Origin of the sequence: Lactobacillus sp. CBA3606 (assembly GCF_002970935.1) — a bacterium.
Taxonomy (GTDB): domain Bacteria; phylum Bacillota; class Bacilli; order Lactobacillales; family Lactobacillaceae; genus Lactiplantibacillus.
On sequence record NZ_CP027194.1, the window covers coordinates 344,114 to 365,990 of the forward strand.

Annotated in this window: 22 protein-coding genes; 20 read left to right on the forward strand and 2 right to left on the reverse strand. The window is 44.6% G+C overall.

All coding sequences use genetic code 11. The features are described 5' to 3' along the window. Positions 1 to 3: 3 nt before the first annotated feature. Together C5Z26_RS01820 and C5Z26_RS01825 are read left to right on the forward strand one after the other, a co-directional pair. A complete protein-coding gene (locus C5Z26_RS01820; protein ID WP_105448326.1) occupies positions 4 to 939 on the forward strand; it encodes an osmoprotectant ABC transporter substrate-binding protein in 936 nt (311 codons plus the stop codon). Next, positions 939 to 1,592, forward strand: coding sequence for an ABC transporter permease (locus tag C5Z26_RS01825; RefSeq protein WP_105448327.1), 654 nt, complete (start codon positions 939 to 941; stop codon positions 1,590 to 1,592). The genes C5Z26_RS01820 and C5Z26_RS01825 overlap by 1 nt, the downstream gene beginning before the upstream one ends. A gap of 153 nt (positions 1,593 to 1,745) precedes the next feature. On the opposite strand, the gene C5Z26_RS01830 is transcribed toward C5Z26_RS01825, so the two are convergent. After that, positions 1,746 to 2,081, reverse strand: coding sequence for a hypothetical protein (locus tag C5Z26_RS01830; protein WP_105448328.1), 336 nt, complete (start codon positions 2,079 to 2,081; stop codon positions 1,746 to 1,748). Positions 2,082 to 2,270: 189 nt separating this feature from the next. Here C5Z26_RS01830 and gmk point away from each other — a divergent pair, with 189 nt between their 5' ends. From gmk to C5Z26_RS01890, 12 genes are all read left to right on the forward strand, one after another. Continuing rightward, positions 2,271 to 2,891 (forward strand): guanylate kinase, encoded by a 621-nt coding sequence (gmk, locus tag C5Z26_RS01835; RefSeq protein ID WP_105448329.1) that lies wholly within the window; start codon positions 2,271 to 2,273, stop codon positions 2,889 to 2,891. Continuing rightward, on the forward strand, positions 2,888 to 3,100 hold the full coding sequence (rpoZ, locus tag C5Z26_RS01840; protein WP_105448330.1) for a DNA-directed RNA polymerase subunit omega: 213 nt from the start codon (positions 2,888 to 2,890) through the stop codon (positions 3,098 to 3,100). Before gmk ends, rpoZ begins: the two co-directional genes overlap by 4 nt. A 170-nt stretch (positions 3,101 to 3,270) precedes the next feature. After that, positions 3,271 to 4,497, forward strand: a complete 1,227-nt coding sequence (gene coaBC, locus C5Z26_RS01845; protein ID WP_105448331.1) for a bifunctional phosphopantothenoylcysteine decarboxylase/phosphopantothenate--cysteine ligase CoaBC — start codon at positions 3,271 to 3,273, stop codon at positions 4,495 to 4,497. A 15-nt stretch (positions 4,498 to 4,512) separates the two neighbouring features. After that, positions 4,513 to 6,930 (forward strand): primosomal protein N', encoded by a 2,418-nt coding sequence (priA, locus tag C5Z26_RS01850; RefSeq protein ID WP_105448332.1) that lies wholly within the window; start codon positions 4,513 to 4,515, stop codon positions 6,928 to 6,930. Positions 6,931 to 6,946: 16 nt separating this feature from the next. Beyond that, a complete protein-coding gene (gene fmt / locus C5Z26_RS01855; RefSeq protein WP_105448333.1) occupies positions 6,947 to 7,894 on the forward strand; it encodes a methionyl-tRNA formyltransferase in 948 nt (315 codons plus the stop codon). Continuing rightward, positions 7,891 to 9,234, forward strand: a complete 1,344-nt coding sequence (gene rsmB / locus C5Z26_RS01860) for a 16S rRNA (cytosine(967)-C(5))-methyltransferase RsmB (protein WP_105448334.1) — start codon at positions 7,891 to 7,893, stop codon at positions 9,232 to 9,234. Before fmt ends, rsmB begins: the two co-directional genes overlap by 4 nt. 17 nt (positions 9,235 to 9,251) lie before the next feature. Beyond that, the gene (locus C5Z26_RS01865) at positions 9,252 to 10,001 is read left to right on the forward strand and encodes a Stp1/IreP family PP2C-type Ser/Thr phosphatase (protein ID WP_105448335.1); all 750 of its coding nucleotides are present in this window, start codon (positions 9,252 to 9,254) and stop codon (positions 9,999 to 10,001) included. After that, positions 9,998 to 12,004 carry a Stk1 family PASTA domain-containing Ser/Thr kinase gene (gene pknB, locus C5Z26_RS01870; RefSeq protein ID WP_105448336.1) on the forward strand — a complete coding sequence of 669 codons (2,007 nt, stop codon included), beginning with the start codon at positions 9,998 to 10,000 and terminating at the stop codon, positions 12,002 to 12,004. Before C5Z26_RS01865 ends, pknB begins: the two co-directional genes overlap by 4 nt. A gap of 119 nt (positions 12,005 to 12,123) precedes the next feature. After that, positions 12,124 to 13,020, forward strand: coding sequence for a ribosome small subunit-dependent GTPase A (rsgA, locus tag C5Z26_RS01875; RefSeq protein WP_105448337.1), 897 nt, complete (start codon positions 12,124 to 12,126; stop codon positions 13,018 to 13,020). Positions 13,021 to 13,029: 9 nt separating this feature from the next. Beyond that, on the forward strand, positions 13,030 to 13,683 hold the full coding sequence (rpe, locus tag C5Z26_RS01880) for a ribulose-phosphate 3-epimerase (protein WP_105448338.1): 654 nt from the start codon (positions 13,030 to 13,032) through the stop codon (positions 13,681 to 13,683). Continuing rightward, positions 13,683 to 14,324 carry a thiamine diphosphokinase gene (locus tag C5Z26_RS01885; RefSeq protein WP_105448339.1) on the forward strand — a complete coding sequence of 214 codons (642 nt, stop codon included), beginning with the start codon at positions 13,683 to 13,685 and terminating at the stop codon, positions 14,322 to 14,324. The genes rpe and C5Z26_RS01885 overlap by 1 nt, the downstream gene beginning before the upstream one ends. A 132-nt stretch (positions 14,325 to 14,456) precedes the next feature. Next, positions 14,457 to 14,816 (forward strand): bacteriocin immunity protein, encoded by a 360-nt coding sequence (locus C5Z26_RS01890; protein ID WP_158682784.1) that lies wholly within the window; start codon positions 14,457 to 14,459, stop codon positions 14,814 to 14,816. Between the two features lie 136 nt (positions 14,817 to 14,952). On the opposite strand, the gene rpmB is transcribed toward C5Z26_RS01890, so the two are convergent. After that, positions 14,953 to 15,138, reverse strand: a complete 186-nt coding sequence (gene rpmB, locus C5Z26_RS01895; protein ID WP_105448341.1) for a 50S ribosomal protein L28 — start codon at positions 15,136 to 15,138, stop codon at positions 14,953 to 14,955. A gap of 238 nt (positions 15,139 to 15,376) precedes the next feature. Here rpmB and C5Z26_RS01900 point away from each other — a divergent pair, with 238 nt between their 5' ends. The 6 genes from C5Z26_RS01900 (at position 15,377) to rnc (ending at position 21,863) form a co-directional block, all read left to right on the forward strand. Then, positions 15,377 to 15,739, forward strand: a complete 363-nt coding sequence (locus C5Z26_RS01900) for an Asp23/Gls24 family envelope stress response protein (RefSeq protein ID WP_105448342.1) — start codon at positions 15,377 to 15,379, stop codon at positions 15,737 to 15,739. Between the two features lie 34 nt (positions 15,740 to 15,773). After that, a complete protein-coding gene (locus tag C5Z26_RS01905; protein WP_105448343.1) occupies positions 15,774 to 17,468 on the forward strand; it encodes a DAK2 domain-containing protein in 1,695 nt (564 codons plus the stop codon). Positions 17,469 to 17,584: 116 nt separating this feature from the next. Next, a complete protein-coding gene (gene recG, locus C5Z26_RS01910) occupies positions 17,585 to 19,624 on the forward strand; it encodes an ATP-dependent DNA helicase RecG (protein ID WP_105448344.1) in 2,040 nt (679 codons plus the stop codon). Between the two features lie 38 nt (positions 19,625 to 19,662). Further along, positions 19,663 to 20,709 carry a phosphate acyltransferase PlsX gene (gene plsX, locus C5Z26_RS01915; protein ID WP_105448345.1) on the forward strand — a complete coding sequence of 349 codons (1,047 nt, stop codon included), beginning with the start codon at positions 19,663 to 19,665 and terminating at the stop codon, positions 20,707 to 20,709. 38 nt (positions 20,710 to 20,747) lie between these two features. Further along, on the forward strand, positions 20,748 to 20,993 hold the full coding sequence (gene acpP, locus C5Z26_RS01920) for an acyl carrier protein (protein ID WP_105448346.1): 246 nt from the start codon (positions 20,748 to 20,750) through the stop codon (positions 20,991 to 20,993). A gap of 168 nt (positions 20,994 to 21,161) precedes the next feature. Next, positions 21,162 to 21,863 carry a ribonuclease III gene (gene rnc / locus C5Z26_RS01925; RefSeq protein ID WP_105448347.1) on the forward strand — a complete coding sequence of 234 codons (702 nt, stop codon included), beginning with the start codon at positions 21,162 to 21,164 and terminating at the stop codon, positions 21,861 to 21,863. Positions 21,864 to 21,877 lie beyond the last annotated feature (14 nt).

A 21,877-nucleotide genomic window follows, 5' to 3' on the forward strand; every position in this document is an offset into this window, starting at 1 on the left:
GACATGCGAAAATTTAAAAAATGGCTCCTTGAGTTAATCGCCGCCGCTTCCAGTGCGTTATTGTTAGCGGGGTGTGGTTTTCCAGGGTTATCAGGAACATCTAGTGATACGGTCCGAATTGCCGCTCAAAATACGACGGAACAACAAATCATGGCGTATGTGATTCAAGATATGATTGGGCATTATTCGAACTTAAATACGACCATTATCAATAACTTAGGTTCCGGAACAGTTAGTTTTAATGCATTGAAAAATGACCAAGCGGATATTTCATCAATTCGATTTACCGGGACGGATTTAACGACGATTTTGGGTGAAAAAGTTGAGCGGGGACAAACCAAAAAGACCGATGCGAAAGTTAAACGGTTATTTAATTCTAAATATCAAATGACGTACTTCCCATCTTATGGTTTTGCGGATACTTACGCCTTTATGGTGACGCAACAAACGGCTAAAAAGTATCATCTGAATACGATTAGTGACATGAAAAAAGTGGCCCCTAAGTTAACTGTTGGGTTAGATCAAACTTGGCTTGAACGAAAAGGTGACGGCTACGATGCCTTCAAGACGTTGTACGGTTATCAATTTGGTAAGACTTACCCGATGCAAATTGGGTTAGTGTATGATGCCTTGGAGTCGGGTAAAATGGATGCTATTTTAGGGTATTCTACCGATGGTCGGATTGGGAGTTATGACTTAAAAATCTTAAAAGATGATAAGAGTTTCTTCCCACCTTACAATGCGAGTGCCGTTGCGACGAATAAAGTTCTCAAAGCATATCCACAATTGAAGCCAATCTTGTCACGTTTAAATGGCAAAATTAATTTGAAGACGATGCAAAACTTGAATTATCAAGTCGACAATAACTTAGTTGAACCCGAAGTTGTTGCCAAACAGTTCCTCGAAAAAAATAATTACTTTGAAGGGAGTGGCAAGTAATGGCTAATATGAATATGTTGCAACAATTAATTTATTACTACCAGCAAAATGGTGCATATGTCCTTAGTCAATTCTCGCGACACTTTTTAATTTCAATTTATGGGGTGCTCTTTGCAGCAATTGTTGGGATTCCAATTGGCATCTTTATTGCGCATCATAGTAAATTAAGTGCGACCGTCATTGCGATTGCGAACGTTATTCAGACAGTGCCATCGTTAGCGATGCTGTCGATTATTATGATCGGGTTGGGGCTTGGTGTGAATACTGTCATTGTGACTGTCTTCTTGTATGCCTTACTCCCAATTATTAAGAATACGTATACTGGGATGTTGAATGTTGATCCTAGTGTCTTGGATTCTGGTAAAGGGATGGGGATGACCCGTTGGCAGATTTTACGAATTGTCGAATTACCGTTATCGTTGTCAGTGATTATGGCCGGATTACGGAATGCCTTGGTCCTAGCGATTGGGATTACTGCGATTGGGACCTTCGTAGGTGCCGGTGGTTTAGGGGATATCATTATTCGGGGAACTAATGCCACGAATGGTGGTGCCATCATTCTTGCCGGAGCTTTGCCAACCGCTTTAATGGCAATTATCTCTGACGCAATTCTTGGTTGGATTGAAAAGAAAGCTGATCCAACTCAGAAATAGTTGTAAAATAAAAAGATTGATTTACAGGTATCAAGTCATACTCATTCAGGGGAGTAGCTTGAACTGTAACATCAATCTTTTTTTGGTTGCATCGAAAACACCACAGCAATACGCAAGGTTGTATGAACTATGATTTCATCTCTCGATGCAGCATTAGATGCGTTTTAGGTAGCGAATCTGATCAGCATCAATAATGTGGGTGAGCTGGCGGTCATGATTAACTAGAACCAATTGACCAGAAGCTAAGGTCTTTAAACGACCATGAATGTTATAAGGATGGGTTTCGGTTAAGCTGGGTTGCATTTGTAGCATAATTGGATAGTGTTTAGCTTGTGCCTGAGTTAAAAACAAAGTTAGTTGAAAGGTCGGCATCTGAGGTAACAAAGGCACGACGACTTCAGCAGCAGTAGAGAATTCATCAAAGAATTGCCGATAAGACGCTTGTAGATTTTTAGAAATATATTTAAGATTTGATTGCTTGTTTTGCATGATAACCACCTCGAACATTTGTTTGTGTTTATATTATACGAACAAACGTTCTGAAATGCAAGCGATAATTTTAGCTTTAAATGGGTCAAATTATGAAAATCAGGTGCCGACCGTGATAAGACTTGCAATCTAGCGCTAAAAAGTGCAAAATAATCTTTAAAACATATTTAATAAGGGGAATTTGCGATCATGGCGAAACAAGGCATGTTAATCGTCTTATCAGGTCCTTCGGGCGTCGGCAAGGGTACCGTCCGCAAGGTAATCTTTGACTCAGATGATAACGATTTTCAATATTCAGTCTCAATGACTACTCGGAAAATGCGTCCGGGCGAAGTTGATGGAAAGGACTATTATTTTGTCGCTAAAGATGAATTTGAGGATGAAATCAAGAGTGGCGGTATGCTTGAATATGCCAAGTATGTTGACAATTACTATGGGACGCCCTTAAAATATATTAAGCAGTCATTGGCTGCCGGTAAAGATGTCTTTTTAGAGATTGAAGTTAACGGTGCCATGCAGGTGCGTGAAAAAATGCCCGATGGGGTGTTTATTTTCTTAACACCGCCAGACTTAATGGAACTCAAACATCGTATTATTGGTCGTGGGACTGATGATATGACGGTCATCAATAAACGGATGGCCAAAGCTGTCGACGAAATCAAGATGATGCGTAATTACGATTATGCGGTCGTTAATGATGAAGTCCCGTTGGCTGCTGAACGGATTAAAGCGATTATTCGCAGTGAACGTTTCAGTGTCAAACGGGTAATGCCTCAATACGAAGAAATGTTAGGAGATGCTGAATCTTGATCTTATATCCATCAGTTGATGATTTATTAAAGCAAGTTAATTCACGTTACTCATTGATTATGCTAGCTAGCAAGCGGGCCCATGAATTAGATGCCGGCGCTGCACCAATGCTTAGCGAATACAAATCAGTTAAAACCATTGGTCGGGCGTTAGAAGAAATCGCGGCCGGCGACTTAATGATTGATCCTGACGAAACCGATAAGGACTAGTTACGGATTAACAAAGCGAGTGGGTTCGAGACTTTGGTCTCGAACCTATTTTTTTATATGCAACCTTTGGACTTCAACAAAGGCCTGATTCTTGATACAATCATATTAAGTGTATAATAGGCTGTTCATAGGTAAGTGAGCGATAAATTGATTAAAAGGGCGTGACCAAAGTGAGTATTTGGACGAATCGGCGGGTAACGGTAGTCATTAGTGGGGGCATTGCCAGCTATAAAGCAGTAACCTTGATTCGGTTATTAATGAAACAAGGGGCGACGGTCCGGGTCGCAATGACGGCACATGCCGCTGAATTTGTGACCCCATTAACGTTTCAAACGTTAACGCAACAACCAGTCGTTTGTGACGAGTTTACCTTGGCAGATCCGCACCACGTGGTGCATGTGGCGTTAGCAGATTGGACGGAACTCATGGTAGTCGTCCCAGCTACCGCCAATATTATTGCTAAAATGGCGATGGGCTTAGCGGATGATGCGGCGACCACCACTATTTTAGCCACAACGGCCCCTAAATATGTGATACCAGCAATGAATACACATATGTATGAGAATCCAGCCACACAACGTAACCTTGCGCAACTGACGGCGGATGGTAATCACGTTTTGACGCCGGCCACTGGCATGTTAGCAGAAGGTTATGTTGGTCAAGGTCGGTTACCTGAACCACCGGCGATTTTAGCGTGGTTGACAGATCAGCTACTAGCAGCGACGCCAACGTTACCACTGCATGGTCAAAAGGTCCTGGTGACGGCTGGTGGCACGCGTGAGCAACTTGATCCGGTGCGCTATCTCTCTAATCGGTCTTCTGGAAAAATGGGTTACGCAGTCGCACAAGCGGCCTATATGATGGGGGCTCAAGTGACACTAATTAGCGCTCAAACTGCCCTACCAAAACCAGCTGGTGTGACCATCGTGTCCGTTACTTCGGCAGCTGACATGCTGGCAGCGACAACTAAAGCCTTTGCTACGACCGATATTTTAGTGATGGCGGCCGCGGTTTCAGACTATCGACCAGTTCAGCCAGCGACTCAAAAAATTAAAAAGCAGGCCGGTCAAACTGGTCTGACGTTAGATTTAACGGAAACAACGGATATTTTAAAGTATCTAGCAACCCAGAAAAAAGCGCAATTTGTGATTGGGTTTGCTGCAGAAACTGAGCATTTATTAGCTAATGCTAATAAAAAATTAGCGGCTAAACAATTAGATTTATTAGTGGCCAATGACGTTGCTAAACCTGGTGTTGGTTTTAATGGGGAGACGAACCAGGTCACCTTGTTACGGTCAAATGCACCGGCAATCACGACGGCAGTGCTACCTAAATTAGCTATTGCCGAAAAGATTTTAGAAACCGCAATTAGTCAGGGCGCTGTGAAGCACCAATAAGAGAGGAAGTTAAAGGTGGCTCAAATTGCACAAGTCTTAGTCGATGTCCCAACGATGCAGACGGACCGGCCATATAGTTATCAAATTCCGGCTGCGTGGCAATCTCAAGTTCAGCCAGGCATGCGGGTGGTCGTGCCATTTGGGCGGGGTAAACGGCGAGTTCAAGGATTCGTTTTAAGTTGTGCGGCGGCGACGGATTACGCTGGCGATTTAAAGGCGATTGATGCGGTCGTTGATTTAGCACCTGTCTTGAATCAAGAAGCGTTGGCGTTGTCGGCTTGGTTAGCGAAGAGTACGTTTTCATTTCAGATAACGTGTGCCCAAACCATGCTGCCAGCCGTTATGCGTGCTAAGTATGAAAAGTTGTTACGGCCGACGCCGCAAACGTCACCGGCGATTGCAACCCAACTTTTTCAAGGTCAAGCCGAAGTTGAATTTGACCAAGTTGCAACGACTCCGGCTGCAGTGAGTCAGTTATTACGCTTACAAGCTGCCGGCGAAGTGGAAGTTTATTATCAAGTTAAAAACCAAGCGCACCATAAAACCTTAGTTGGCGTGCAAGCGGTCTTATCAACGAGCCAATTGCAACAGGCAATGACCATGGTCCGGGCTGGGGCAGCGAAACAACTAGCACTCTTGCAGGGCTTACAAATTTTGAATGGGGAAGCAATCACTCAAAAGGAATTTTGCCAACGATTCGGGGTGACTGAGGCGGTCATTCGAACGGGTGAACAAAAGGGCTGGCTGAAAAAGTTAGCGTTAGAAATATATCGTGATCCTTATGCGACTGCTGATATTAAACCAACGCAACCGCTGACTTTGAATGCTGAGCAACAAGTTGCTGTTGACCAAATTACACAAGCGGTTGATCAACCGGCGACGACCACCTTTTTATTAGAAGGGGTAACGGGTAGCGGTAAAACCGAAGTCTACCTGCAAGCCATTGCGGCAGCGTTAGCTCAAGGCAAAACTGCGTTGATGTTAGTCCCAGAAATTTCATTGACACCTCAGATGGTGCAACGTGTTAAGGGGCGCTTTGGAAAAGCAGTGGCTGTCTTACACAGTGGACTATCTAGTGGTGAGAAATACGATGAATGGCGCCGTATTCGGCAACAAACTGCGCAAGTGGTCGTTGGCGCCCGTTCAGCTGTTTTTGCACCGTTGACTAATATCGGTATTATTATTATGGATGAGGAACATGAAAGTAGTTATAAACAAGACGATGCGCCCCGCTATCATGCCCGTCAGGTGGCGTTATGGCGGAGTCAGTATCACCATTGTCCGGTGGTCCTCGGTTCGGCGACGCCGGCTTTAGAGACCCGTGCTCGAGCCGAAAAAGGCGTGTATCAGCGATTAGTCTTAGCGGATCGCGTCAATCAACGCCCGTTACCACCGGTTGCGATTATTGATATGAAAAAAGAATTACAGCAACATGCTGAAAGTAATTTTTCACCAGCATTGTTAGTGGCCTTGCAAGACCGGTTAGAGCGGCATGAACAGAGTGTTTTGATGCTCAATCGGCGCGGTTATTCATCGTTTGTGCTTTGTCGAGATTGTGGATTTGTGTTGAAGTGTCCAAATTGTGATATTTCTTTAACGCTACATATGGATACCCACACGATGAAGTGCCATTATTGTGGGCATGAAGAAGCGATTCCAAAAGTATGCCCCAACTGCCATAGTCGTCAAATTCGCTATTATGGGACGGGAACGGAAAAGGTTGAAGAAGAACTCCAAACGTTAATGCCAACTGCTCGGATTATTCGTATGGATAATGATACGACCCGTAAGAAGGGGGCCCATGCGAAGTTATTGGCACAGTTTGGCCGGGCCGAAGCGGATATTTTGATTGGAACCCAGATGATTGCTAAAGGCTTGGACTTTCCCAATGTGACGCTGGTGGGCGTGTTAAATGCCGATACGGCTTTGGGATTGCCGGATTTTCGTGCCAGTGAGCGAACTTTTCAGCTCTTAACTCAAGTTAGTGGACGGGCTGGCCGAGCCGAAAAGAGCGGGCAGGTGTATATTCAAACCTTTAATCCCGAACATTATGCAATTCGTTTTGCGCAACATCATGACTATGAAGGCTTCTTTAAATATGAGATGCGGATGCGTCATCAAGGCGGTTATCCGCCGTATTATTTCACAGTTCAGATTACGGCTAGTGATTTAGATGAAGCCGTGGCTGCCAAACGGATGTATCAACTGTTACAATGGTTAAAGCCGCGACTGGCGCCTTCGACTGTTTTGCTCGGTCCGACGCCCAAGCCAATTGCGCGCGTTAATCGACGCTATTATTATCAAATCGTCATTAAATATAAACAAGAACCAAACTTAGCAGCGACTTTAACGACCTTATTACAAGAAACTCAGGTCCAGCAACGGCAAGGATTACAGATTGCGATTGACGTGGAGCCGTTACACTTTATGTAATTGGAGGAATTTTTAAATGACATCAGTGATTTTTATGGGAACGCCGAAGTTTGCGGCCCCAATCTTAACAAGTTTGATTGAACAAGATTATCAAGTGTTGGCGGTTGTGACCCAACCCGATCGGTTAGTGGGCCGTAAGCGCGTCTTAACTGCTTCGCCGGTCAAACAAGTGGCCGTGGCGCATGATATTTTGGTATTACAACCAGAAAAGATCAGCGGTAGTGATGAAATGCAGCAAATTATTGCGATGCAACCAGATTTGATTGTCACCGCAGCCTTTGGTCAGTTTTTACCGACTAAGTTATTGCAAGCCGCTAAAATTGGGGCGGTGAACGTGCATGGTTCATTGTTACCGAAGTATCGTGGTGGTGCACCGGTGCAGTATGCCGTTATGAACGGCGAAAAAGAAACTGGGGTAACCATTATTTATATGATTAAAAAGATGGATGCCGGCGATATGTTGGCTCAGCGGGCAATTCCCATTGAAGCGGATGATGATACCGGTACCTTGTTTGACAAGCTCAGTTTAGTTGGTCGTGACTTGTTGTTGGCCACATTACCTAAGTTGATTGCGGGTGAGATTGTGGCGACTCCGCAAGATGAGACACAGGTCACCTTTTCACCAACCATTAAGCCGGAAGAAGAGCAATTGGACTTTACCAAAACGGCGGCGGCCATTGATTATCAAGTCCGTGGATTACGACCAGCACCGATTGCTTACGCTATTCTAGATGGTAAACGCACTAAGTTCTGGCAAGTGACCCCGTTAGCTGAAACGGTCACCCAAGCGCCAGGTCAGGTCGTTCGTAAGACCAAGCATGAGTTAGTTTTAGCGGCGGGACAGCATACCGCCTTAGCAATCAACGAATTACAGCCCGCTGGTAAGCCTAAGATGGCGATTACCGCTTTCTTAAATGGCGCGACTGATAAATTTAATACTGGAGAGCAGGTAATTACAAAATGACAGAAGTAGGCAATAGTCCTCGTTGGTTAGCCGTTTCGGCGTTAGCCAAGATCAATAATGGGGCGTACTCTAATTTACAATTGAGCCAATTAATCAATCAACATAGCATGGACCGGCGCGATATTAATTTATTAACGAATATCGTCTATGGCGTTATTCAACACCGGTTGACGCTGGAATATTGGTTAACCCCCTTTGTTCGCCATCCGCACCAACTTGATCCTTGGGTGCATGAACTATTACTAACAGCGCTCTATCAATGGCAATATTTAGATAAAATCCCACAACGAGCCGTCTTCAATGAAACGATTGAAATCGCTAAAGTGAAGGGTCATCCGGGAATTCGGCGGTTTGTGACGGGGGTCTTGCATCAAATGGATCGCAGTGGATTACCTGATTTTGATCAGATTGAAGATGCCGATGAACGATTGAGTGTGACTTATAGTATGCCAATCTGGATTATTGACGAACTGCGTGATCAATTAGGTGCAACTAAGATGCAGCAGATTATTGCATCGTTGAATCAACCCGCTAAGCAATCCTTACGAGTGAACACGGCTGTTTCCGACGTTGACGGGGTCGCAACGGCTTTGCGCAATGAAGACTTAGACGTTGAATTAAGTGAGCTATCACCGCTTGGCTTGGTGGTTACTGAGGGCCAAGCGATTAACACGGATGCCATGAAATACGGCATGTTTACCGTGCAAGATGAAAGTGCCCAACTCGTGGTACCAGCGATGGGGGTCCAACCGGGTGACCGGGTCTTGGATGCTTGTGCTGCGCCTGGTGGGAAAACAACCCAGATTGCAGCAGCTTTAGATGCAAGTCAAGGTGGGCAAGTGGTCGCTTTTGATATTCATACGCCGAAAGTTCGGTTAATTAACCAAAATGCCGCACGGATGCACGTGGCTGATCGGATTGTGGCGACTGAATTGGATGCGCGCAAAGTGCAGACTCAGTTTTCAGCAGAAACCTTTGATCGGATTTTAGTGGATGCGCCATGCTCCGGATTAGGTCTTATTCGGCGGAAACCAGAAATTCGTTACGAAAAAGAATTACAAGATAGTTTGAACCTTCAACGGGTCCAATTATCGATTTTAACGGCGGTTGCCCCAACCTTGAAAAAAGGTGGTATTATGACGTATAGCACATGTACCATTTTGCAACAAGAAAATCAAGATGTGATTAATGAGTTTTTAGCAAACCATCCGGATTTTGAATTGGTCAAAACACCCACTGAGCAGCAAGTGAAAGCTGACCGGGAGTCATTGACCTTAGCCATCTATCCAGATGATTATCTTTCAGATGGTTTCTTCATTGCCTGTTTACGAAAAAAATAACCGTGGAGTGATAAACTGTGGATTTTGCATATCGGTCGGATATTGGCCAACAACGCGAAGAAAATGAAGACTATGTTGGCGTGTTTAAAAATACGGCGGGCATTAATTTTGCCATTGTCGCAGATGGTATCGGTGGGCATCAAGGTGGCGACGTGGCGTCCGAAATGGCGGTCTCTCATATGGGGTACCGTTTTGAAAATACGACGTTTAGTCAACCAACAGATGCCGTTAAATGGCTCGCCAACGAAGTTCAAGATGAAAATCAACATATTATTGATAAGGCGCGGGAATTCTCAGATCTAAATGGGATGGGTACCACGATGGTAGCGGCCTTATTGTTTGATGATGAGTTCTTGATGGCTAACATTGGGGACAGTCGGGGCTACCTGTTGCGCGATGGCGAACTAAGACAACTTACCGAAGACCATTCTTTAGTCAATGAGCTGGTTAAACGAGGCGAGATTTCGGCAGAAGAAGCGCGCCAACACCCACAAAAAAATATCATTACGCGAACTTTAGGCATTTCACCGGATGCTGATATTGATACTAACTTGTACAAAATGCAAGCTGGCGATCAATTGCTATTATGTTCAGACGGGTTGACTAACATGGTGACGGATGCGCAACTTATGCAGGTGTTACAAACGACAACTCAATCCGCAACTGAAAAATGTGAAACCTTAGTTAAAATGGCGAATACCGCCGGCGGTTTAGATAATATTACCGCTTTAATTGTGGCGGTTGATGGTGAGGTGGCCAGTAAATGACACCTAACTACACACTTAGTGGACGGTATCGGATTATCCGGTCTTTAGGTGAAGGTGGTATGGCGAATGTTTACTTGGCGCATGACTTAATATTAGATCGCGATGTCGCGGTCAAACTTTTACGGTTGGATTTACGTGATGATCCTAAGACCATCAAACGGTTTCAACGGGAAGCTTTAGCGACGACGGAATTGGTGCATCCACATATTGTGAGTTTATACGATATCGGTGAAGAAAATGGCATGCAGTATTTGGTAATGGAATATGTTAAGGGAATGGATCTCAAGAATTATATTAAGCAACAGTTTCCGTTTCCACGCCAACAAGTCATTGACATCATGGAACAAATATTAAGTGCAGTTGCTACGGCCCATGCGCACAACATTATTCATCGAGATCTAAAGCCACAAAATATCTTAATCGATGAACAGGGCAATGCTAAAATTACGGACTTTGGGATTGCCGTAGCGTTATCGGAACATACCATGACCCAAACTAATACGATTTTAGGGTCAGTCCACTACTTATCGCCCGAACAGGCGCGTGGTAGCATGGCGACTAAGCAATCGGATATTTATTCATTAGGCATTATTTTATACGAGATGTTAACGGGATCGGTCCCGTTCAAGGGGGAAACGGCAGTCTCAATTGCATTGAAGCATTTTCAAAATGAAATGCCATCGGTGCGTCATTTTGATGCTGATATTCCCCAAGCTTTAGAAAACGTGGTACTACAGGCAACCGCTAAGGATCCACGTGAACGCTATGCGACTGTCGAAGATATGGCAAATGATTTATTGACTACTTTAACGAGCACCCGCGCTGGTGAAAAACGGTTTGAACCGCAAGATTTAGGTAATGATGAGACTAAAATCATGCCTAGCGCTGACATTGCGGCGGCGATTGCGGCTAATCAACCCGCTGATTCTGCGGCGAGTGTCACCGACCAACAACCTGAAACTACGGCAACGGCTGCCGCGCAAACGGCGCCGTTACCCAAGCGGTCTTGGTCAAAGCGCCACCCGTTAAGACGACGATTAATTATTGTTGGCGTTATTTTAGCGCTCTTGATGGTGGCCTTTGGTATTGGTCTAGCTTTAAGTCGGCCACAAATGACGACGGTGCCTAAGGTGACTGGTATGACCCAAGCCGCAGCCACCACTGCTTTGGCGAAACGCCATTTAGCGGTAGGTACAATTAAACGCGTCAAAAGTAATCGCGTTGCTAAAAACCAAGTGATTAAAAGTACGCCGGCGACGAAGGCCCATGTTCAAGTTCGTTCACGGATTAACTTAACGCTCAGTAATGGCGCCAAACAAGTCAGTTTCGGTAATTATATTAACGAAAGCTATGCGGCCGTGCGGCAAACATTAGTGGCGGAAGGGTTCAAAGTTCAGGAGCGTTTTAGTACTTCTGCCGTCGGGACTGGGCAAATTATTAGTCAAGACGTTGTCGCTGGTAGTCAGGTTTTGCCGACTAAAACAACGATAACGTTTACGGTAAGTGCCGGTAATCGGCTGGTAGCTTTGAAAGATTTGACGGGCGAAAGTCAGGCTGATATCTTGGCTTATGCGACCGCTAATCGGTTAAATGTGAACTTTAAACCGGGCTATTCTGATGAACAAAAGACGGGTTATTCTTATGATCAAACCCCAGATGGTGGGACGCAGGTCCGGGCCGGGTCAACGTTAACGGTCAGTGTGTCCAAAGGCGCACAGCCAGCGACCACGGCGACACTGAAAAACTTTTATGTTAAAGTAACGGTGCCCTATGTGACACTGAATTCGGCGACGACCCAATCAAATGATGTCAAAATTTATTTAGCTGATGATAGCCATTTATTGACGACACTTTATCGTAATGTTGCAATTACGCACAATACGCGGTTGAGTTTGCCATTTCAGTTAACCAATGGCGCAGTGGGGCGGTATCGAATCGTTCGTAATGGGGTGGTTGTTGCTGAAAATGCAAAAGTGACCAGTGCTGATGCGACGAATGAGTAAGGAATTAGTGATAAATAGCTGAATAAAAAATGGTCGGGGTTTTATCCTGACCATTTTTTTTGGTACAATAGAGTTATTAGAAGTGGACCGTACCAAATCATAAATAAGGTGGTGCTAATTTGAAAATTGGACAAATTCGACAATCGTTAAGTGGGTTTTATGATGTTTATGCGGATGGTGAACTTTATCGAACGCGGGCCCGTGGGAATTTTCGTAAGCGTAAGATTACGCCGTTAGTTGGGGACCGAGTCGAGTTTGATAGCACGACGCCCCAAGAAGGTTATATTTTAAAAGTGCTGGATCGAGAGACACAATTAGTCCGACCGCCAGTCGCTAATATTGATTTGGCGATTGTGGTGACTGCAACCACGACCCAAGAATTTTCAACCAACTTATTGGACCGCCAGTTAGTTGCGTTAGAAGTGGCGGGCGTGCATTCGGTGATTTACATGGCTAAGACTGACTTGCTTAGTGAGGCCGAATTTGCGGCCCGCGCGCAATTAGCAGCGGCCTATGAGGAGATTGGTTATCAGGTTATTATTGACCGAACCGCTTTTTCAACGGCTGCGCTAACGGCAGTTAAAAAAGCGATTGCGGGCCATGTTGCGGTAGTTATGGGCCAGACGGGGGCCGGCAAATCGACCTTGTTGAACCATTTACGCCCTGATTTAGGCCTCGCCACCGGTGAGATTTCACAAGCATTGAATCGGGGGAAACATACGACCCGGAAAGTTAGCCTCATTGAAATTGCTGCCGGATTAATTGCTGACACGCCGGGATTTTCTTCTTATGAAGTGTTCGATATTCCAGCAACGGATTTAACCCATTATTTCCCAGAATTTGTGCGGCTCAGTGTTGATTGTAAGTATCGCGGTTGTGTGCATATTAATGAGCCACATTGTGCTGTTAAAGCCGCCTTGGCGGATCAACAGATTTTGCAAAGCCGCTATGATAATTACTTACAATTTTATGAAACGATTAAAAATAAAAAAGTTATCTATAATAAGAAAAAGTGAGTGAGACTAATGATTAAAATTGCCCCTTCAATTCTAAGTGCCGATTTTGTTAATTTACAACGCGATGTCAGTATTGTGGAACAGGCCGGTGCGGACTATTTGCACATCGACGTGATGGATGGTCAATTCGTGCCGAATCTATCATTTGGGATGAGTACGGTCGCAGCATTGCGGCCTTTAACGTCGTTAACGCTAGATTGTCATTTAATGATTGTGGAACCAGAGCGATTTGTCACCCAATTTGCACAAGCTGGTGCGGATTTAATCGGGGTGCACGTCGAAAGTACCCAGCATATTTACCATGTCTTACAATTAATTAAAAATGCCGGTGTTAAGGCTGAAGTGGTGGTTAATCCCGGGACCCCCTTGAGCATGATTACGGAATTGTTGCCGCTTGTTGACCAAGTGTTAATCATGACTGTTAATCCTGGTTTTGGTGGTCAACATTTCTTAGCACCAATGATCAAAAAAATTCAGGCTTTACATCAATTAAAACAACAAAATGGTTATACGTTTGATATTGAAGTTGATGGTGGTATCAATGATCAGACGGTTAAAGCTTGTTACGAGGCGGGAGCGACGGTCGCAGTCGCTGGGTCATTTGTGTACGCCAGTGCCGATCCTAGTCAACGGATTCAGGATTTAAAGGTGGCGACGAACTAATGCCCAAAACGGTTAGATTGTTAGTGGGTGGACCAACGACGAACTGGCCGACCGGGTTAGCGCAATTACCGGGACCCTGGGTTGGAGCTGATCGTGGGGCATTACGGTTGGTTAAGTTAGGCCTTAAGCCAGTCATTGCAGTCGGGGATTTTGATTCAATTGATGCGGCTGAATTAGCGACGGTGAAACAAGTGTTGACGGGGACTGTCGTGGTTAAGCCTGATCAGGATCAGACGGATACGCAATTAGCGGTTAAGACAATTTTTGCGCAGCTGCATCCGGATGAGTTAATCATCTATGGGGCGACAGGTGGGCGCTTAGACCATCTATTAGCGAATTTGTGGTTGGTCCTCGATCCTCAATTTCGGCAGTGGGCGCCGCAAATTAAATTAGTTGATCGCCAGAATAGTGTGCAATTCTTTTTGCCGGGCGTCTATACGCTTCAAAAAGAGGTTGATAAGACCTATCTGGCCTTTGTACCACTGTTACCGACACATTTAACGTTAGCTGATGCGAAGTACCGCTTACAAGATGCTGCCAATGACTATCCAATCTCATGGGCCAGCAACGAATTTGTTGGGGATACAACGCGGTTTAGTTTTGACCAAGGTGTGGTGGCCGTGATTCAAAGTTGTGATTAAAGATAAGCCAGCCTTTAGTTGGTTATCAATTAGCGGTTGTCCTAGGTTGGACACCGTTTTTTTTCGCATTTTTTGCGGGCGAGTGTTAGTCTAATGAGAAGCGTTAGGTGTCAAATAGGGGAGATGATGTTGATGGATAAACCAACTAAGGCGATTGTAACATCGGCAGCGCGGGTGACGTTACTGACAGATCAGTTAAGTGCAGCCTACGCTGAGGCGCAGCAGGCGGATGATCAGGCCTTACAAAAGTTATTGTTAACGCATGCAATAGCGCTTAATAATGGCACGCCATATCTGGAGGTCATTAATCAGTTAACACATGCTATTTCAGGCTATTATGTTCATTATCACCAAGTGCCGCCAGCTGTATTAGCCATTTATCGTGGCTTACAGGCGGATGTTACTGCCGGTACCATCGACGCTGCGGCGTTACGAAAACGAAATTTAGCAACCGGTTTAAGTTTAGCCCCAATTACTTTTGAGGGCTGTTAAACGGTCATCAAAAAAATCGCTCATTGACTTAATCAATGGGCGATTTTCTAAAGTTTATAAAAAATGACGATCAAACTAGCCATTTTAAGCAACAAAAAACGCCACCCACAAAAAAATGTGGTGACGCTTTGCTGCGCTAAACGCGCGTTACTTTACCTGATTTCAAGGTCCGAGCTGAAATCCAAACCTTCTTTGGTTTACCATCAACTAAAATGCGAACTTTTTGCAAGTTAGCTTTCCAGCTGCGGCGGCTGTGGTTTAAAGCGTGAGAACGCGAGTTACCAAAGTGCGTCCGTTTGCCTGTAACGAAGTCTTTTGCCATGTTGATCTGCCTCCTTTGGTAATCATTAGATAAAAGGTCGATGCTTTATCATTCACTAGAATAATTTATCATAGATTAATAAAGGTTGCAATACATTTCTATCAAGTAATTTTACTTTACTGCTAAATTCCGTTAATTCAGGCTTTCTAAAAGCCAGTCGTGTAATTTTTCTTTCCACAACTCTTGTGCTATGATAAACTATCGTAAATGAACGCGTTAAAACAAGGAGGCTATTTTCATGGCTGTCAAAATCAAAACGCAATTTGGAACAATCGATATCGATAACGATGTGATTGCGACGGTAGTTGGCGGTGCCGCTACTGATAACTACGGAGTTGTCGGCATGGCTAGTCGGAACCAAATTCGTGATAATTTAAATGAAATTTTACGCCGCGAAAACTTTGCGCGGGGTGTGGTGGTACGACAAGAAGATAATGGGGTCGCAATTGAAGTCAACATTATTGTCAGTTATGGGACAAAAATCTCAGAAGTATCACGAAATGTCCAAGCCAAGGTCAAATATAACTTACAAAATATGCTTGGCGTTGCGGCAAATTCGGTCAACGTCATTGTCCAGGGTGTTCGGGTAATGAACGACTAATCGAAATTGTGTAAGCCAAGGAGGAATTTTGAAATTGAAAATCACCATGATAACTAATCTTGAATTTGGCAAGATGGTGCAAGCGGCGTCACAAAAGCTTAACCAACGGGCCGAATTTATTAATTCTTTAAATGTTTTCCCGGTACCAGATGGTGATACCGGTACAAATATGAGTTTATCAATGGCTAGTGGCGCGAAATATGAACGCGAAGAAACTAGCATTAAAGTCGGCGATCTAGCTTCAGCGTTAGCCAAAGGGTTACTGATGGGCGCGCGGGGGAATTCCGGCGTTATTTTGTCGCAAATTTTTCGGGGCTTTTCTAAGTCAGTCGCCGGTAAAGACGAATTAACGGCAACTGATTTGGCTGAAGCGTTAGCAGCTGGGGCTCAGACGGCCTATAAGGCAGTTATGAAGCCAACTGAGGGAACTATCCTCACGGTGATCCGTAAAGCTGCTGGTGCCGGTAAAGAAGCCATTAAAACGACGGATGATATTTGTGAAGTCATGGTGGCTGTAGTTGACGCGGCTGAAGCCGCTTTGAAGTCGACCCCTGATTTGCTCCCGGTTTTGAAGCAAGTCGGCGTGGTTGATTCTGGTGGTCAAGGGTTAACTTTCGTATTGGAAGCCTTTAGTGATGCGCTCAGCGGTAAAGTTGATGAATCACAAGACTACGTTCCAGACGATGCCGAGATGGATTCAATGATTGACGCGGCTCATCATCAAAGTGTCCAAGGACAACTTGATCCTAATGATATTAAGTATGGTTATTGTACTGAAATCATGGTTCGAATTGGTGACGGCAAGTTGGTCGACCAGAAGTTTGACTATGATACGTTTTATAACTACTTAGCGAAGTTAGGCGACTCACTGTTAGTCATTAATGATGATGAAATTGTTAAGGTGCATGTGCATACTGAACACCCTGGCGATGTCATGATTTGGGGCCAACGGTTTGGGGCTTTGATTAAAGTTAAAGTTGATAACATGCGGTTACAGCAAGAAACCATCATGGAACATGACCAGGCAGCAGCTGCCACTACGCCAGCTGTTAGCCAACCAGCCCAAGATATGCACGGCTATGCGATTATTTCAGTCGCTTCCGGTAAGGGAATCGGGCAATTATTCAATGGGCTAGGCGTCACCGATATTATTGCCGGTGGGCAGACGATGAACCCTAGCACGGCGGATATTGTTAAAGCGGTCAATGCAAGTGGAGCTAAGCGCGCCCTAGTATTACCTAATAATAAAAATATTTTCTTAGCTGCTGAACAAGCTGCGGATGTCGCGGATATTCCGGTTGAAATCGTCCATAGTAAGACAATCTCACAGGGGATGACCGCAATGTTGGCTTTTAACCCGGAAGCGGAATTAACGGCTAACCAAAGTGCCATGGAAGAGACGTTGGATACGGTGGTTAGTGGTCAAGTTACCCATGCCGTACGTGATACGACGATTGATGGCTTGGCGATTCATAAGGACGATTACATGGGCTTAGTAGACGGCGAAATCGTGGTCACTGATCCAGATCGTCAAACGGCAACTATCGCCATGGTCCAACACATGCTTGATGACGACAGCGAATTAGTAACGATTATTTTTGGAGCAGATGCGACACAGGCTGACGCTGATAAGTTATCAACGGCTATTCAAGGCTTGGATGATGAACTTGAAATAGAAATTCATGAAGGCGACCAACCCGTCTATCCATTCTTGATTTCGGTTGAGTAACGAATTTAATACAAAAATGGGTCGTGGGAGCTTGAGTGCCTACGACCCGTTTTTTGAGCAGGATTAGGTGCCGTTGGTCTAATTATTAAAAATCAATTGAAGGGGGAATTGAAGCCATGCCAAAACAATTAACTGATTCAGTTGGTGATCTGACCGGGGTTGGCCCCACTCGGCAAAAAGCGCTGGCTGAGCTAGGGATTAATACCGTGGCGGATTTGCTGACCTATTACCCCTTTCGTTATGACGATTTACAAGTGAAAGATATTAATGAGATTGCTGATCAAGAGAAGGTGACTTTAAAGGGGACTATTGCCTCTGAACCAGTATTAGCCCGTTTTGGGCGCAAAAAGAATCGCTTGAATTTTCGATTACTGATTGCGCATGATGTCTACATGGTGACTTTTTTTAATCAGCCCTATCTGATGAAACAACTTGAAACTGGACAGCCAATTGCGGTATACGGTAAGTGGGATGCCACTCGTAATAGCATGACCGGGATGAAAATTATTAATCCGAATAATGCTGAGTCGGCATTTGGTTCGATATATCCGGCAAGCAAGGCCGTGCGCCAGACCACGATTCAAAAACTCATTAAACAAGCGTATGACGCCTATCAGACTGAGCTGGTCGATATTGTCCCAGCGCCATTACTGGCTAAATATCGGTTATTACCACGCCGGCAGATGGTTCATGATATGCATTTTCCAACTAGTCAAGCGGCTTCAACGGCCGCACGGCGGTCGGCAACGTATGAAGAATTCTTAGTCTTTCAAATGCAATTACAAGCGTTAAAGCAAGCTGATCATGCGACGGATGGCATTGCGATTCATTATGATAATGACCAGCTAAAAGCCTTTATCAAGACGTTGCCATTTGAATTAACGCGCGCGCAAAAACGAGTGGTTAATGAAATTTGTTTAGATTTGAAATCACCTAAGCACATGAACCGGTTGTTACAAGGTGACGTTGGTTCTGGGAAAACGATTGTGGCCGCAATCGTCATGTATGCCGCCATTTCAGCGGGCTATCAAACTGCTTTAATGGCGCCAACCGAAATTTTGGCGGAACAGCATGCTGACAACTTGGCTAAAGTTTTTGCCGCGACGGATGTTAACGTTGCGTTGTTGACGGGCTCAACTAAGGCGGCGGCCCGTAAGACTTTGCTGGCGGCTTTAGCGGCGGGTGAGATTGACCTGTTGATTGGGACACACGCGTTAATTCAAGCGGGTGTTGATTATGCTAACTTAGGTCTAGTGATTACTGATGAACAACACCGTTTTGGTGTCAATCAGCGTGCGCAATTTCGTCAAAAGGGACATCAACCGGATGCTTTAGCCATGACGGCAACACCGATTCCACGGACCTTGGCAATTACTGCTTATGGTGAAATGGATGTTTCTGAAATTGACGAATTGCCGGCGGGTCGCCAACCGATTCAAACAACCTGGGTTCGCAGTAATCAAGCACAATCAGCCCTGGATTTTGTCCGCCAACAAATGGCAACGGGGTCACAAGTGTACGTTGTCACCCCGTTGATTGAAGAATCAGAAACGTTAGATGTTAAAAATGCGGAAGCTTTATCTGAAAATTTACAGGCTTATTTTGCCCCTGATTATCACGTGGGGTTACTCCATGGCCGGATGAAACCGGACGAAAAAGAAGCTGTGATGGCTGATTTTAAGGCGGGAAAGCTACAATTGCTAGTGTCAACGACAGTGATTGAAGTTGGTGTTGATGTCAAAAATGCCACGGTGATGATGATTTATGATGCGGATCGTTTTGGGTTAGCCCAGTTGCATCAGTTGCGCGGCCGAGTTGGTCGTGGCACGAAAGCCTCATATTGTATTTTAGTGGCCGATCCTAAAAATCAACAAGGCATTCAACGAATGCAAATTATGACAGAAACCACAAATGGTTTTGTATTAGCACAAAAAGATTTAGAGCTACGAGGTTCCGGCGAAGTGTTGGGCGTTAAACAGTCGGGGATGCCAACCTTTAAAGTGGGTGATCCGATTGCGGACTTGAACGTCTTACAGGTGGCACAACAAGATGCGCATGCGCTGATTGCAACGCCAGCTTGGCAACAACAACCGGAAAATCAAGCTCTAGCACAGTATTTGCAAGCAAAATTAGCCGCTGTTGGCACGTTAGATTAACCGATGGTGGCCTTAAACGAGAAGGAATGGTGAATAACATGGTAAAAATTGCAATTGATGCAATGGGCGGCGATTTTGCACCAACCGCAGTCATTGAAGGGGTCGAACAAGCCCGTGATTTATTTGAAGATACGGTCTTTTTATTATATGGTCAGCGTGACGTCATTAATCAACATTTGAAAAACCGTGATCGGATTCAAGTCATCAATGCGGATGAAGTGATTACCATGGAAGATGAACCAGTGCGAGCGGTTCGCCGTAAAAAACAGTCATCGTTAGTCATGGCAGCTCAGGCGGTTAAAGATGGGCAAGCCGACGCATTCTTTTCAGCAGGAAATTCGGGGGCTGTGCTTGCCGCGGGTTTGTTTATTGTTGGCCGCATTAAAGGCATCGATCGGCCTGGGTTAGTGACTGCATTACCAGTGGTTCGGAATGCCCACCAGTCAAATTTTGTCATGATGGATATTGGGGCCAATGCTGACAGCAAGCCATTAAACTTGGAACAATATGCCGTTTTAGGGACATATTATGCAGAACGGATGCTGCAAGCAACGAATCCTCGCGTGGCATTATTGAATAATGGGACTGAAGATGATAAAGGAAATAAAGTGCACAAGGCGGCCTTTGAACGATTACAACAAACGGCTGATATTAACTTTATCGGTAATGTTGAATCGCGGGACTTACTAAATGGCGTAGCGGATGTCGTCGTCACTGATGGCTTTACTGGAAATGCCGTTTTAAAGAGTATTGAAGGCACGGCCCGTGCGATGCTAGGCTTAGTGAAAGATGCCGTTTATAATACCGGGATTAGTGGTAAACTAGGCGGTTTGTTGTTAAAGCACGGGTTCAGCCAGATTCAATCACAAATGGATTATTCGCAATATGGCGGCGCGGTCTTATTAGGCTTAAAGGCGCCTGTTGTGAAGGCCCATGGTTCTAGTAAGGCGCCGACCATCGTTAATACGATTCGGCAAATTCGGCAGATGGTCAATACCGACTTAGTGCCTGGTGTGGCGGCATACTTTGCCAGCCAGCAAGTAAATCAGCAAGCAAGTGTAGACAAGCCTGCCGAAAACGATTAGAATACTTGAGTGAATTCAAGTTAGTGAGGGGTATTTGCATGACTAAGGAAGAAATTTTTAATAAAATTGCTGCAATCATTGCCGATCGTTTTGAAGTGGATCAAAGCAAAGTGACCATGGAAATGAACTTGCAACAAGATTTAGATGCAGATTCAATTGATTTTGTTGAATTTGTCTTAGAACTCGAAGACACTTTCGGTAGCGAAATCTCAGATGAAGATGCTGAAAAATTAAACACGGTTGGTGAAGTTGTCGATTATGTGGCAGCTCGGCAAGCCAAGTAAGACAGAAATAAGAATCAGTAAGTAAGCAGGTGCCCCGGTTAAATAACCGGGGGCCTGCTTTTTGCGACCTTATTTGATGAAAGTAGCTGGATAAAATTGTTATTAATCCAGCAATCATAGTATAATAATTTAATGTATCGGTATTTAAATTCAGAAAGGATGTTAAAAATGATTACTGAACTAGCCGCAATGTTAAAAGAACGCTTTGGAATCACCTTTAAGAACCCTGATTTGTTAGCTGAAGCATTTACGCAAGCTTCTTACGTGAATGAGCATCAAGATCAAAATTTAAAATTTTATGAACGGGTCGAATTTTTGGGAGATGCCGTCTTGGAATTGACAGTTTCTGAGTATTTATACAAACGCTATAAAGACATGCCCCAAGGTAAGTTGACTCGCCTCCGGGCAGCCATGGTTTGCGAAGATAGTTTCGCCAGCTTTGCTCGTGAGTGTGGGTTTCCGCAATATATTCGCTTAGGTAAAGGTGAACAAAAAGCCAAAGCCTGGGAACGTGATTCACTATTATGTGATATTTTTGAGTCCTTTGTCGGGGCCTTGTATTTAGACCAAGGTCGCGAGCCAATCTTAAAATTTGCCCATCAGGTCATTTTTCCTAAATTAGATGAAGGCCGTTTTGATGGCGTGTTTGATTATAAAACGACTTTACAAGAATATCTGCAACAAGCCGGCGATGTCGAGATTGACTATGACTTAGTCGAACAAAATGGTCCGGCGAATGACCGATCTTATGAGATTGCCGTGCTGGCTAATGGTAAAAAGATTGGTGTGGGTACGGGTTATTCCAAAAAGGAAGCGGAACAAAGCGCTGCCCGACAAGCTTATACGCAATTACAACAAAGTAACGATTAATACTTACAGGAAGT